The organism is Lacinutrix sp. Hel_I_90 (assembly GCF_000934685.1).
Lineage (GTDB): Bacteria > Bacteroidota > Bacteroidia > Flavobacteriales > Flavobacteriaceae > Lacinutrix.
In genome coordinates, this window is sequence record NZ_JYNQ01000001.1 from 2,852,447 (window position 1) to 2,864,702 (window position 12,256).

Genomic DNA, 12,256 nt, shown 5'->3' on the forward strand with positions numbered 1-12,256 from the left:
AAATGAAAAATACACAAGATGGGTTTAAAAAGTAATTTACATAAATTAAAAGAGAAGTATAAAGGGACCAAGATGGCACCAGCATTTAATGCGATTCATACTTTTTTATATTTGCCAAATGAGACAACCCATGGTGGAACTCATATTAAGGCAGCCGATGATTTAAAACGTACCATGAACATTGTGATTATGGCATTGGTACCCTGTTTAATCTTCGGAATTTTTAACGCGGGTTACCAACACTATGCGGCTATAGATGCTGCAGCGGGTACCATTCGTGAAGCGTCCTTGTTTGGAAACTTCCTAACATGGGACAATTTTGTAATTGGCGCATGGACTGTGTTGCCATTAGTTATTGTGTCTTATGGTGTTGGACTAATTGTTGAATTTATTTTCGCAGTAATTAAAGGTCATGAAGTCGAAGAAGGTTATTTGGTAACTGGAATGCTAGTGCCATTAATTGTGCCTGTAGATATCCCATTATGGATGCTTGCAGTGGCAGTGATCTTTGGTGTGGTAATAGGTAAAGAGGTGTTTGGTGGAACAGGAATGAACATTTTAAATCCTGCTTTAACCATACGTGCATTTTTATTCTTCGCCTACCCAACATGGATGTCTGGAGATAAGGTTTGGGTGCACCAAGCTACGGAACTAGCTGGAACACCAGATGCGATTTCTGGCGAGACACTGTTAGGTGCTTATGCGCAAAACAGTTCTTTGGCAGGTATTGATTATATGGATATGTTCTTTGGGTATATTCCGGGATCAGTTGGAGAAACATCAAAATTATTAATTTTAGTAGGTGCTGGGTTACTTATCTTTTCGAAGGTTGGAAGCTGGAGAATTATTTTTTCGACGCTTATTGGCGCTTTAGCCATGGGATTAATATTTAATGGTGTTGTAGATGCGGGTTGGATTGGTGAATCAAGTAAATTCTACGGATTAATGAATGTGCCGTTTTGGCAACATTTAATTATAGGAAGTATCTTATTTGGAGCCGTGTATATGGCAACAGATCCGGTAACGGCCTCGCAAACCAATAAAGGGAAGTGGATTTACGGTTTCTTAATTGGATTTATTTCCATAATGATTCGTGTCTTTAATCCAGCGTATCCTGAAGGTGTGTTTTTAGCGATTTTATTAATGAACGTGTTCGCACCAACAATTGATCATTATGTTATTCAAGGGAATATTAAGCGTAGAATGAAACGTTTAAAAGTTAAAACAGCATAACTATGGAAAATAGAACAGATAAAAATTTATATACTATAATCTTTGCTATAGCAATGGTTTTAGTTGTTGGTTCTGTACTGGCATTTACAGCATCTTATTTAAAGCCAACCATTACTGAAAATAAGCGAATGGAAAAACAACAGAATATTCTTTATGCCATGGGTATAAATGAAAATGGAGATTCTGATATTGTTTTTGTGGGAACAGATAAAGTGCAAGAGAAATTTTCTGCTAAAGTGACAGAGCAAATTGTATTAGAAGTAAAGGATGGCAAGATTTTAAAGGAAATGACGCGTCAGCAATTTATGGATGCTAATAATGGTAATGAACCTTATTTAATCGATATTAAAAAGGAACAAACCAAAGCCAAAAATGGTGAAGCTAGATTTTTACCCTTATTTGTTGGGACTAGTAAAGAAGGTGAAAAAGTATATGTTGCACCCATTCGCGGTAAAGGGCTGTGGGATGCTATTTGGGGTTATGTAGCTGTAGATGAAGATATGGTTGTTCGAGGGACATTCTTTGATCATGCGGGTGAAACACCAGGATTAGGAGCAAACATTAAACAGCGTTACTTTATGGACGATTTTTATGGCGAACGTTTATTAACTGAAGCAGGAGTGTTTAAAGGAATTACAGTCGCTAAAGGAAATAATGATCCTAAAAATGAAATAAAAGACGATAATGAAGTTGATGCCTTAGCTGGAGCAACGATTACTGGTGATGGTGTATCTGCAATGATAAAGAAAGATTTAAAATTGTATTTACCATACTTTCAAAATTTAAAAACACAAACTAACTAATATGAGACTACTTTCAAAAAAAGACAGTAAGTTAATTACAGATCCGTTAGCAGATAATAACCCAATTACTATTCAAGTATTAGGAATATGTTCTGCTTTAGCAATTACTGCAGAATTAAAAGCCTCATTAGTAATGGGTGTGGCGGTACTTTTTGTACTAGGTATTGGTAACGTCGTGATTTCTTTAATGCGAAATATTATTCCTTCAAAAATCAGAATTATAGTTCAGTTAATTGTAGTTGCTGCTTTAGTAATTATAGTTGATCAGGTATTAAAGGCTTTCGCATACGAATTGAGTAAAACACTTTCAGTATTTGTTGGATTGATTATTACAAACTGTATTATTATGGGACGTTTTGAGGCGTTTGCCTTAGGTAATGGTCCGTGGAAATCATTTTTAGATGGTATTGGGAACGCTTTAGGATATGCCGTGATTCTAGTAATAGTAGGTTTCTTTAGAGAACTGCTTGGCTCTGGAACACTTTTCGGAGTTCCAGTACTAGGCGATCCAATCGAAAAAAGTGGTGTGTATTCAATAGGTTATGAAAACAACGGTTTTATGTTAATGCCGCCAATGGCATTAATTATTGTTGGACTTATTATTTGGGTACAACGTAGTAGAAACAAAGCATTAATCGAGGACTAAAAATCCTCTTGAGTTTTTCTTTTAAAGCATTAAAAAATAAAAGACAATGATAGAACACATCGAATTATTTTTCAAGTCAATTTTTATTGATAATATGGTGTTTGCGGTATTTTTAGGTATGTGCTCGTACTTAGCGGTATCTAAAAAAGTAGCAACAGCAGTTGGTCTTGGTGCAGCGGTAATATTTGTATTAGCGATTACAGTACCATTAAACTGGTTGTTAGACCAGTATTTATTGCAACCGGGCGCTTTATCGTGGTTAGGTGCTGAGTATGCAGATTACGATTTAAGTTTTTTATCGTTTATTATGTTTATAGCAACTATTGCAACCATGGTGCAGTTAGTAGAAATTGTGGTAGAGAAATTCTCACCAGCATTGTATAATTCTCTTGGTATTTTCTTACCACTTATCGCTGTAAACTGTGCGATTTTAGGAGGCTCACTATTCATGCAATCTCGTGAAATAGAAAGTTTAGGTTTAGCCTTTAATTATGGAGTATCTTCAGGAATAGGATGGTTTTTAGCTATTTTAGCGATTGCCGCTATTCGTGAAAAAATTAGATACTCTAATGTGCCAGCACCACTTAGAGGTCTGGGCATAACATTTATTATTACCGGATTAATGGGCATTGGTTTCTTAAGTTTTGGTGGTATGTTAACTGGGGGTGAAGATGGAGCAGTAACAACAGAGCCAACGGCGAAGGTTGAACAAGCAAAAACAGAAAAGGCTAAGGAATTAGCGGATAACACTAAAACTGTAGAGTAGATGATTTTAGCAGCAGGAACATTAGGAACTGTAATAGTAACAGTCGTTTCATTTTTATTAATTGCTTTAATATTAGTGAGTTTATTATTATTTGTAAAACAAAAATTATCGCCATCAGGTCCTGTAAAGATCTTAATTAATGGTGAAAGAGAAATAGAAGTGTCTTCTGGTGGAACCTTGTTATCTACCTTAGGAAGCAATAAAATATTTTTACCATCTGCTTGCGGTGGTGGTGGAACATGTATTCAGTGTGAATGCCACGTATTATCGGGTGGAGGAGAAGCATTGCCAACAGAAACACCTCACTTTTCAAGAAAAGAATTGGCACATGGCGCCCGTTTATCTTGTCAGGTAAAAGTAAAACAAGACATGGAAATTACCATTCCTGAAGAAGTGTTTGGAATCAAAAAATGGGACGCTACTGTTGTACGTAATTATAATGTGGCTTCTTTTATTAAGGAATTTGTGGTAGAAATCCCTGAAGATATGGGATATAAAGCTGGTGGATACATCCAAATTGAAATTCCAGAATGTACAGTAAAGTTTGAAGATATGGATATTACTGCACACCCAGAAGAGCATGAAACTCCAGATAAATTTCAGGCAGAATGGGATAAATTTAAATTATGGCCCTTGGTAATGAAAAACACGGAGACAGTTGAAAGAGCCTATTCAATGGCTTCTTATCCTGCTGAAGGTCGTGAGATTATGCTAAATGTACGTATTGCAACACCACCCTTTGATCGCGCTAAAGGCGATTGGATGGATGTAAATCCAGGAGTTGCTTCGTCTTATATATTTAACCAAAAACCAGGAGATAAAGTGGTTATCTCTGGACCTTATGGTGAGTTCTTTATCAATGAATCTGATTCAGAAATGCTTTATGTTGGTGGTGGAGCAGGTATGGCGCCAATGCGTTCTCACTTGTATCACTTATTCAAAACCTTGAAAACAGGTAGAAAAGTAACATATTGGTACGGCGGCCGTTCTAAGCGTGAGTTATTTTACTTGGATCACTTCTATCAGTTAGAGAAAGATTTCCCTAATTTTAAATTTTACTTAGCATTATCTGAGCCTTTACCAGAAGATAACTGGAAAGTAAAAGAAGATATTGATGCTCCGGGAGATGGTTTTGTTGGCTTTGTTCACAATTGTGTCATCGATAACTATTTAAATCATCATGAAACTCCAGAAGATATAGAATTGTATTTCTGTGGCCCACCTTTAATGAATCAAGCGGTTCAGAAAATGGGAGAAGACTTTGGGATTCCAGATGAACATATTAGATTTGATGACTTTGGAGGATAAGCTATAAGCGATTTAAGATTATAGTCTTGCTAAGACAAGTCTTTCTTTACTGGAGACAGTTAAAAAAAAACCAGAACTTAAAAGTTCTGGTTTTTTTAGTTTTACAGGGTTTGTTGTTAATGAAAACTGCTTAAAGCATACTTAGGTTTTTCATCTTTATACTCAAATAACCGGGTGTAATCCATAACATTTGGGACATTATCCAATTCACATAAGAAACGCACAACTTCACAAAGGCCATTAAATAAAACGGCTTTATCTTTTGGGTTTTTAGGTTTTTTATTTTTTCCGTTTAGTGGTAATTCATAACCGCAGCCCGCTAAAAAGTGCGCTTCAATTTTAAGTAACTCTAAAGGTGAATAGCCGTGAAATTTTCTATTGAAATTTTGATTTACTAAGCCAACATAGTTTAGAACCACAGACCCATGAAAGTCGGTAAGATATTGCCATGAATCAGAATTGTTACAAATATTGCCTACGGCACATTTTGTACAAATTTCTGGGTGAAGTTCATTATTATGAAAAGCTTTATATAACTTAATTAAAGCGAATTCAAGACGTTGAGAGGGTTTCATAGGGCATTATTTTTACAGTATTAAGTTACAAATAATAATGGTCAGGCAGATAATATTTTCTTTAAAAGGATGTTTTATTAGTTAAACGACTTTTAATTTAAGCTTACTTGGTTTGAAAAAAATGCTGTGCTTTGTTTTTTTCCTTGGAAGTATTATTGCTTTAACTTATCCGTTTATATTAGAATAACACACAATTACTACAGCAGTAGCTATACCTAAATCTAAAGGTATAAATAAAGACAGTCTCACGATTAAATCTAGAGTAAATCTTCCTGAAGGTTTTGAAAGAGCGATTTATCCAGAGGGGTCTTTTGAAGATTATTTACGAAACTATGCATTGAAACCTTTCGGAAGTAAAATTATAAATTATGATAATAGCGAATACTATTGGCAACAAGGTCCGTATTGGCATCTTTGATATTTCAGTACCTCAAAACGGATTACAACAGTGTGCAGACGCATTAATTAGAGTGCGAAGTGATATACCTGTGGAATGCTAATAGAAAAGATGGCATAGGCTTTAATTTTACCTCAGGGCATTATTGCTCATGGATAAAATATGCAGAAGGTTACAGGCCAAAAATTAACGGTAATAAAGTTGTATTTAATAAAACAACTGGAGCCAATCATTCAAAAGAAAATTTTTATAACTATTTGAATTTAATTTACATGTATTCTGGGACGTTGTCACTATTTAATGCATTAGAAAAAGTGAAAGCGGGTAAAAATTTAAAAATAGGAGACATGCTTATTCGTGGGGGAACACTAGGGCATATTGTAATGATTGCAGATGAAGCTATTAATAGGAATGGCGAAAAACGATTTCTTTTGTTTCAAGGTAATACACCAGCGCAGCGTGTTCATTTAGTCAAGAATTTAGAAGATACTGCGATCTCACCTTGGTATAATTTAAAAAATGGATGCTGTTATTCCAGTGTCAAATTACACCTTTAGTCGGTCAAGTGTTGTGAGATTTAAATAGTTTTGCTTGGTTTTAAAAACCGGACAGGTTTGAGATAAAGTTTTTTGTATTTTTGCATGAATTAAAAAGGTTACCGCTTTCGCGGAATTAAAATGAGTAAAGCACTTACAAAACAAGAACTTCATAACTTAGCTATGAATCACGTTGGCAAGGATCTTGAAAAACGTGGATTCGAATTCATAGCGATAAACAGTAAATTGAAAAAACACCCGCAATTTGTGTGTATGGATGCTAATAAACAGTATTTCTTTGTGATTGTTAAAGCCGTCCTGCTTCCTGAAAATGCTAATAATTATGACGTCGTTTGGATGGAGTCCTTTAAAGCGCATGCAAGAGAACAGGATGCTAAAGTATTATATGCAGGTGTTGGTTTAGGAAATCCTAATGGTGAAGGGTTGCCTATTTTTTTAAATGAAGAGTATCTCATTGAATACAATGGAATTCAGGTATTAGAAACTAATTTAAATTAGCAGGTCATTGCGAAGACCAAGAACCAGTAATCTGTTTAAGACAACGAATTAAATGTAAATATGAAGAAATCTATAGTACTCTTATTACTTGTCCTTTCTCTTGTTGCTTGCAAACAAAAACCCCAAAACACGAAACTTACAGGTCCGGTTTTCGGCACATTTTATGATATTACTTACTATTCTGAGAGTAACCCAAATTATACAAAACAAATAGACAGTCTGTTTTATATTATCAATAAATCGATGTCTAATTATCAAGCTAATTCTGATATTTCAAAAGTTAATAGGCACGAATTAGAAGTGGTTGATACCCATTTCGTGACCGTCTTTAACATTTCAAAACAAATCTATGATGAAACAGAGGGTGTGTTTGATCCTACAATTGGAAAACTCGTGAATGCTTGGAATTTTGGTTCAGAACAGAATAAAACAAAACTGGATAGTGTTAAGGTGGATAGCTTGATGCAGTTTGTTGGTTTTGATAAAATAGGACTAAAGAATAATACGCTTATTAAAACCACGCCAAAACCTTATATAGATTTTAATGCTATTGCTAAGGGTTATGCCGTAGATGTTATTAGTATTTTTTTGGAGCAACAAAACATTAGCAATTATATGGTTAATATTGGTGGTGAATTACGTGCAAAAGGCGAGAATTTTGAAAAGCAATCGGGCTGGACTGTAGGTATTGAAAATCCTAACTTTGATGGTTCTCAAAGTTATGACAAGGTCTTTGTACTTAAAGATGAAGCGATGGCAACCTCAGGAACGTATAGGAAATTCAAATTAGATGAAAGCGGCAATCGCTATGCGCATATTATAGACACTAAAACCGGTTACCCAACAAAAACTAATATTCTAAGTGTTTCAGTTATCGCAGAAAACTGTATGCTTGCAGATGGTTATGCAACTGCGTTTCAGGCTATGGGCATTGATAAAGTGAAACAATTTTTATCCAATCATCAGGAGTTAAAAGCTTATCTTATTTTTGAAAATGAAAAGCAAGAGTTAGAGACTTTGTCACTTAATAATTTTCCTGTTAACTAAGATTTGTAAACCACAGGTATAATCTCACCTTCTGCTAAACAATATGTAATGATTTCTTCTTTTGAAAGTGAGGCCGTATAATCTACAGCTTCAACATTAAAACCAATGTCTCTCAATTTATCGAAATAGTCGCGCCCATAAATACGTACGTGATCGTATTGCCCAAAAATTTCAGCCCGCTCTTTTTTATCTGTAATTGAATTGTCTTCAAAAGTCGTGTTACGATTTAAATCCTGTGGAATTTGAAGTATGGCCATGCCTTTAGGCTTTAAAACCCGAAAGAGTTCTTGCATGGCTTTGGTATCATCTGGAATGTGTTCTAAGACATGATTACAGAGTATGATATCGTATGTATTATCTTCAAAGGGAAGATTGCAGATGTCTGCTTTAATATCGGCAAGCGGTGATAATAAGTCTGTAGTTGTGTAATCGAGATGCTTTAGGTGTCTAAAACGTTTGTAAAACGCTTGTTCTGGAGCGAAATGAAGCACTTTTTTTTCAGCAGAAAAGAAGTCTGTTTCATTTTGTAAATAGAGCCATAATAAGCGGTGCCGCTCTAAAGAAAGGGTAGAAGGCGAGAGCACATTAGTACGCTGCGTACCGTAACCGTATGGCAAAAAGGTTTTGAAACTTTTACCATCTATGGGGTCTGTGTATTTATTGCCTTTTAAAAAGAATGCTAAAATAGGGCGTGCAAGGTAGCTTAACCTGATTAATAAGGGTCTAGGAATGGTATTTAGAATTATTTTGAATATTTTTTTCATTTATTTTCAACTTCACAAACACATCTAAAACCAGTATAGTCATTGAATTCATTAAAAGTGGATGCTTTTTTCCAATTTGATCCGAAAGGTATAGTGTCTAATGTGTATTCTGAAAGATTATTTTTTAAGAATACAGCTTTTTTTACTCTCTTATAATAGTTTAATCTATAAGGATATATCGGTTTTTTATCATAGGGATGTAGTTTCTTTTTAGAGAAACCAAAAAGGCTTACAGCCTGCTTAAACTCATCTAACTTAGGTAGTCTGTAACTAATATTTTTTGGGTAATTCACCCTTTTTCCTTTGCTTTTAGACTGCATGGACCAGACTAATTTAACCATGTGTGTTCGCCATGTACAATATATCTCAGCTTGCTTTTTAGTAATATTAATAACAGGGTAGTTAGAATAAGCAGGATTATTTGAATAGTTATTAGTTGCGTCTAAAAAAATGATATTTAGCTTGTCTTTTTTTAGTTTTTCAGGAACTTCCGATGTCATAATGGTATCGGAACGATCTAAAAACTCTTTATACATTATGTTGTCGATGGGTGCAACATCGATAAACAAGCTGTCATTTAAGCGAATGGTTCCTGGTGGGTTTTCAGTTTTTTTAATTTTATTTTGACTAATAAGGGAAATTGAAAAGAGATAGATAATTAATAAAAAATAGTTCATACTTATAATACCAATGCTTTCTGTCTAAACGCGTCCTCTTCTGTAGACGTTATTCCTAAAGCCTCATAGACATAGGCAAACGTCGATAATATCTCTGGTTTACCATCTAAAATAGCAACATCATGTTCAAAATGTGCACTAGGTTTTCCGTCTAAAGTGGTAATAGTCCAGCCATCTTTATGTTGTTTTATGCGTTGTGTTCCCATATTTATCATAGGCTCAATAGCCACTACCATCCCTTCAATGAATTTTTTACCACGCCCACGTTTACCGTAGTTTGGCATTTCAGGATCTTCATGCATCACGCGACCTAAGCCATGGCCAACTAATTCTCTAACCACACCGTAACCATGGTCTTCACAATATTTCTGAATGGCATAGCCAACATCTCCAACACGATTTCCGATTTTAAATTCTTTTATACCAACATACAGAGACTCTTTTGTAACCTGTAGTAGTTTTTCAGTTTCGACATCTATTTCTCCTATAGCAAAAGTATACGCGTGATCACCATAAAATCCGTGTTTTATAGCCCCACAATCTATAGAAATAATATCGCCTTCAACTAATGGTGTGTTATTCGGAATTCCATGTACCACTTGAGAATTTGGACTCATACAAAGCGTATTTGGAAAATCGTACAAGCCTAAAAAGCCAGGAATAGCACCTTGGTCACGAATACAAGCTTCTGCAATTTTATCTAATTGAAGTGTGGTCACACCAGGCTTTACCGCTTTTGCAACTTCGCCTAATGTTTTTGAAACAACAAGTGCCGCTTCACGCATTAATTCAATTTCTTCTCTTGTTTTTGCTATAATCATAGTGTGAATTTAGAATCTAAAAAAACCTTTTTTCTTTTTGTCTTTGGGGCGTTTCGGGGCTTCATTAGTTAGCATCTGGTATATCTCTCCCCAACCCAGGATGCCCCCAATATTTCTGTCGTCTATAAATAAATCGGCATGAATTTTTCTACTCACGTCTTCTGTTAGGTCTTCTTCTGGAAAACTTTTGTTAACAGCATAAAACTCAAGATCATTGGCTTTACAATAAGCAACAGCTTCTTCCAGTTTTTTGCCTTGTCTGTACGTCCACAAAATAAGTCTGTGACCATCTGCCTGCAAACGTTTTAACGTTTCAAAAGCAAATATACGCTCATCTCCAATACCAGGGTAGCTATCTTCTACAATGGTACCATCGAAATCTACAGCGATAATAAGTCCTTTGGAAATATTCATTTAAAAACAATTGAGTGCAAAAATACAATTTTTTATATCAAACTCTCACAGGTCATTACCTTAGGTTGTTCAATTCCCATTAACATTAAAATAGTAGGAGCGATATCGCCAAGTACGCCATCTTTAATATGTTTTAAGGTTTTGTCAATTAAAATAATAGGGACAGGATTTGTGGTGTGTGCTGTATTGGGTGACCCGTCCGGATTGATCATTGTTTCACAGTTACCGTGATCTGCAATAAGCAGCGTAGTATACCCATTTTCTAATGCCGTTGAAACTACTTTTTCAACGCAGGTATCAACTGCTTCACATGCTTTTATGGCGGCAGGCATTGAGCCTGTGTGACCAACCATATCGCCATTGGCAAAATTTAAACAGACGAAATCGACGGCGCCTTTTTGTAATTCAGGGACTAGTGCATCGGTTAATTCGAAGGCACTCATTTCTGGCTTTAAGTCGTAAGTGGCTACTTTAGGCGAGTTTTTTAAGAGCCGTGATTCACCTATAAAAGGTTCCTCTCTTCCGCCAGAAAAGAAAAAAGTGACGTGAGGATATTTTTCAGTCTCTGCGATTCTAATTTGCATTTTATTATTTTTTTCCAAAACTTCACCTAAAGTTTCAGTGATATTATCCTTATTGAAAACAACATGTAGATTTTTAAATTTTTCATCATAATTAGTCATTGTAACATAATATAAATCTAATTTTTTCATGTCATATTCAGGAAAATCCTGCTGTGTTAAAGCATCAGTTAGCTGGCGTCCCCGGTCTGTTCTAAAGTTAAAAAAGACAACTACATCATCCTCTTTTATTGTGGCTAACGGAAGTCCGTAACCGTCTACTTTAATAATTGGTTGAATAAATTCATCGGTAATACCTGCATCATACTTGTCTTGTATGCTCTTTGTAAGATTTCGAGATAACTCGCCTTTACCTTTTACAATCCCATCATAGGCCAACTTAACACGTTCCCAGCGCTTATCGCGATCCATGGCATAATACCGACCTGTAATTGATGCTATCTGACTGTTTTTATTTGCATTAAAATCTTCCAAATCCTGAATAAAGGATTTCCCAGAATGCGGATCGACATCACGTCCATCAGTAAAGCCATGTATGTAAGACTGTTCTATACCAACAGCTTCAGCGGCTTCTATTAACCCTTTTAAATGATCAATATGAGAATGTACACCGCCATTGCTTAGTAGACCCAAAAAATGAACGGCTTTTTTATTCTTTTTAGCGTATTGAAAGGCATTTTCTAAAACAGGTTCTTTTGAAAGTGATTTGTTGTAAACCGCTAGATTAATTTTGGCGAGGTCTTGGTAAACAATACGTCCAGCACCTAAATTCATGTGTCCTACTTCGCTATTGCCCATTTGACCTTCTGGTAAACCCACATGTAAGCCGTCTGTTCGCAATTGTGCGTTTGGATATTTAGTATATAAACTGTCTATAAAAGGCGTTTTTGCATGGTCTATGGCAGATACTTTAGGATCTGGGCTTTTACCCCAACCATCAAGTATCATTAAGATGACTTTTTTGTTCATTTTAAGCATATTTCGTTTAACAAATATAAAAACAATAGCCCTGAAACATAGGTATTTTTACTATAATTAAGCGCAATCGATTGCGTTGAATTTATAACTAGTTATCCTTTCTCTAAAGGATTCCATAGGGCCTTCAGGAGCTGGAGCTGCGTTTTGTAATTCTGGAACTCGGTAAGATCTAGTTGCCGCCGTTTCTATTT

General features: G+C 35.4%; 15 protein-coding genes. 9 read left to right on the forward strand and 6 right to left on the reverse strand.

Features of this window, described 5'->3' with window-relative positions:
- Nucleotides 1-18: 18 nt before the first annotated feature.
- The 5 genes from GQ46_RS12600 to nqrF are packed head-to-tail and all read left to right on the forward strand — an operon-like array spanning nt 19 to nt 4,756.
- The gene (locus tag GQ46_RS12600) at nt 19-1,233 is read left to right on the forward strand and encodes an NADH:ubiquinone reductase (Na(+)-transporting) subunit B (RefSeq protein WP_044402586.1); all 1,215 of its coding nucleotides are present in this window, start codon (nt 19-21) and stop codon (nt 1,231-1,233) included.
- A gap of 2 nt (nt 1,234-1,235) precedes the next feature.
- A complete protein-coding gene (locus tag GQ46_RS12605; protein WP_044402589.1) occupies nt 1,236-2,036 on the forward strand; it encodes a Na(+)-translocating NADH-quinone reductase subunit C in 801 nt (266 codons plus the stop codon).
- Nucleotide 2,037: 1 nt separating this feature from the next.
- Nucleotides 2,038-2,682: an NADH:ubiquinone reductase (Na(+)-transporting) subunit D gene (locus GQ46_RS12610; protein ID WP_044402592.1), complete on the forward strand. Its 645-nt coding sequence runs from the start codon at nt 2,038-2,040 to the stop codon at nt 2,680-2,682.
- A 46-nt stretch (nt 2,683-2,728) separates the two neighbouring features.
- Nucleotides 2,729-3,448, forward strand: coding sequence for an NADH:ubiquinone reductase (Na(+)-transporting) subunit E (nqrE, locus tag GQ46_RS12615; RefSeq protein ID WP_044402593.1), 720 nt, complete (start codon nt 2,729-2,731; stop codon nt 3,446-3,448).
- Nucleotides 3,449-4,756: an NADH:ubiquinone reductase (Na(+)-transporting) subunit F gene (nqrF, locus tag GQ46_RS12620; RefSeq protein ID WP_044402594.1), complete on the forward strand. Its 1,308-nt coding sequence runs from the start codon at nt 3,449-3,451 to the stop codon at nt 4,754-4,756. It begins immediately after the preceding gene.
- Nucleotides 4,757-4,872: 116 nt separating this feature from the next.
- On the opposite strand, the gene GQ46_RS12625 is transcribed toward nqrF, so the two are convergent.
- On the reverse strand, nt 4,873-5,331 hold the full coding sequence (locus tag GQ46_RS12625) for a hypothetical protein (protein WP_044402596.1): 459 nt from the start codon (nt 5,329-5,331) through the stop codon (nt 4,873-4,875).
- 250 nt (nt 5,332-5,581) lie between these two features.
- Between GQ46_RS12625 and GQ46_RS18075 the strand changes: the two genes are divergently transcribed.
- The 4 genes from GQ46_RS18075 to GQ46_RS12640 all read left to right on the forward strand — a co-directional run bounded on the left by GQ46_RS18075 (nt 5,582) and on the right by GQ46_RS12640 (nt 7,830).
- On the forward strand, nt 5,582-5,749 hold the full coding sequence (locus GQ46_RS18075) for a DUF4846 domain-containing protein (protein WP_255350652.1): 168 nt from the start codon (nt 5,582-5,584) through the stop codon (nt 5,747-5,749).
- A 59-nt stretch (nt 5,750-5,808) separates the two neighbouring features.
- Nucleotides 5,809-6,285, forward strand: a complete 477-nt coding sequence (locus GQ46_RS17460; protein WP_052503481.1) for a DUF4846 domain-containing protein — start codon at nt 5,809-5,811, stop codon at nt 6,283-6,285.
- Between the two features lie 120 nt (nt 6,286-6,405).
- Nucleotides 6,406-6,783 (forward strand): hypothetical protein, encoded by a 378-nt coding sequence (locus tag GQ46_RS12635; protein WP_044402598.1) that lies wholly within the window; start codon nt 6,406-6,408, stop codon nt 6,781-6,783.
- Between the two features lie 60 nt (nt 6,784-6,843).
- Complete coding sequence (locus GQ46_RS12640; RefSeq protein ID WP_044402600.1) at nt 6,844-7,830, forward strand: FAD:protein FMN transferase; 987 nt, start codon at nt 6,844-6,846, stop codon at nt 7,828-7,830.
- On the opposite strand, the gene GQ46_RS12645 is transcribed toward GQ46_RS12640, so the two are convergent.
- The 5 genes from GQ46_RS12645 to gpmI are packed head-to-tail and all read right to left on the reverse strand — an operon-like array spanning nt 7,827 to nt 12,056.
- Nucleotides 7,827-8,594: a class I SAM-dependent methyltransferase gene (locus GQ46_RS12645; RefSeq protein WP_044402603.1), complete on the reverse strand. Its 768-nt coding sequence runs from the start codon at nt 8,592-8,594 to the stop codon at nt 7,827-7,829. The genes GQ46_RS12640 and GQ46_RS12645 overlap by 4 nt on opposite strands.
- On the reverse strand, nt 8,591-9,271 hold the full coding sequence (locus GQ46_RS12650) for an SUMF1/EgtB/PvdO family nonheme iron enzyme (protein WP_044402605.1): 681 nt from the start codon (nt 9,269-9,271) through the stop codon (nt 8,591-8,593). Before GQ46_RS12650 ends, GQ46_RS12645 begins: the two co-directional genes overlap by 4 nt.
- 2 nt (nt 9,272-9,273) lie before the next feature.
- Nucleotides 9,274-10,092, reverse strand: a complete 819-nt coding sequence (gene map, locus GQ46_RS12655; protein WP_044402608.1) for a type I methionyl aminopeptidase — start codon at nt 10,090-10,092, stop codon at nt 9,274-9,276.
- Between the two features lie 9 nt (nt 10,093-10,101).
- Nucleotides 10,102-10,506, reverse strand: coding sequence for a BT0820 family HAD-type phosphatase (locus GQ46_RS12660; RefSeq protein ID WP_044402611.1), 405 nt, complete (start codon nt 10,504-10,506; stop codon nt 10,102-10,104).
- Nucleotides 10,507-10,538: 32 nt separating this feature from the next.
- Nucleotides 10,539-12,056, reverse strand: coding sequence for a 2,3-bisphosphoglycerate-independent phosphoglycerate mutase (gene gpmI, locus GQ46_RS12665; protein WP_044402614.1), 1,518 nt, complete (start codon nt 12,054-12,056; stop codon nt 10,539-10,541).
- Nucleotides 12,057-12,256: the final 200 nt, after the last annotated feature.

Excerpts from the sequence above, each read along its gene's own strand:
- GQ46_RS12605 (WP_044402589.1), top strand. The coding sequence starts at position 1,236 with ATGGAAAATAGAACAGATAAAAATTTATATACTATAATCTTTGCTATA.
- gpmI (WP_044402614.1), bottom strand. The coding sequence starts at position 12,056 with ATGAACAAAAAAGTCATCTTAATGATACTTGATGGTTGGGGTAAAAGC.
- GQ46_RS12610 (WP_044402592.1), top strand. The coding sequence starts at position 2,038 with ATGAGACTACTTTCAAAAAAAGACAGTAAGTTAATTACAGATCCGTTA.
- GQ46_RS12645 (WP_044402603.1), bottom strand. The coding sequence starts at position 8,594 with ATGAAAAAAATATTCAAAATAATTCTAAATACCATTCCTAGACCCTTA.
- GQ46_RS12635 (WP_044402598.1), top strand. The coding sequence starts at position 6,406 with ATGAGTAAAGCACTTACAAAACAAGAACTTCATAACTTAGCTATGAAT.
- GQ46_RS12660 (WP_044402611.1), bottom strand. The coding sequence starts at position 10,506 with ATGAATATTTCCAAAGGACTTATTATCGCTGTAGATTTCGATGGTACC.
- map (WP_044402608.1), bottom strand. The coding sequence starts at position 10,092 with ATGATTATAGCAAAAACAAGAGAAGAAATTGAATTAATGCGTGAAGCG.
- GQ46_RS12625 (WP_044402596.1), bottom strand. The coding sequence starts at position 5,331 with ATGAAACCCTCTCAACGTCTTGAATTCGCTTTAATTAAGTTATATAAA.
- GQ46_RS12650 (WP_044402605.1), bottom strand. The coding sequence starts at position 9,271 with ATGAACTATTTTTTATTAATTATCTATCTCTTTTCAATTTCCCTTATT.
- nqrE (WP_044402593.1), top strand. The coding sequence starts at position 2,729 with ATGATAGAACACATCGAATTATTTTTCAAGTCAATTTTTATTGATAAT.
- nqrF (WP_044402594.1), top strand. The coding sequence starts at position 3,449 with ATGATTTTAGCAGCAGGAACATTAGGAACTGTAATAGTAACAGTCGTT.
- GQ46_RS12640 (WP_044402600.1), top strand. The coding sequence starts at position 6,844 with ATGAAGAAATCTATAGTACTCTTATTACTTGTCCTTTCTCTTGTTGCT.
- GQ46_RS12600 (WP_044402586.1), top strand. The coding sequence starts at position 19 with ATGGGTTTAAAAAGTAATTTACATAAATTAAAAGAGAAGTATAAAGGG.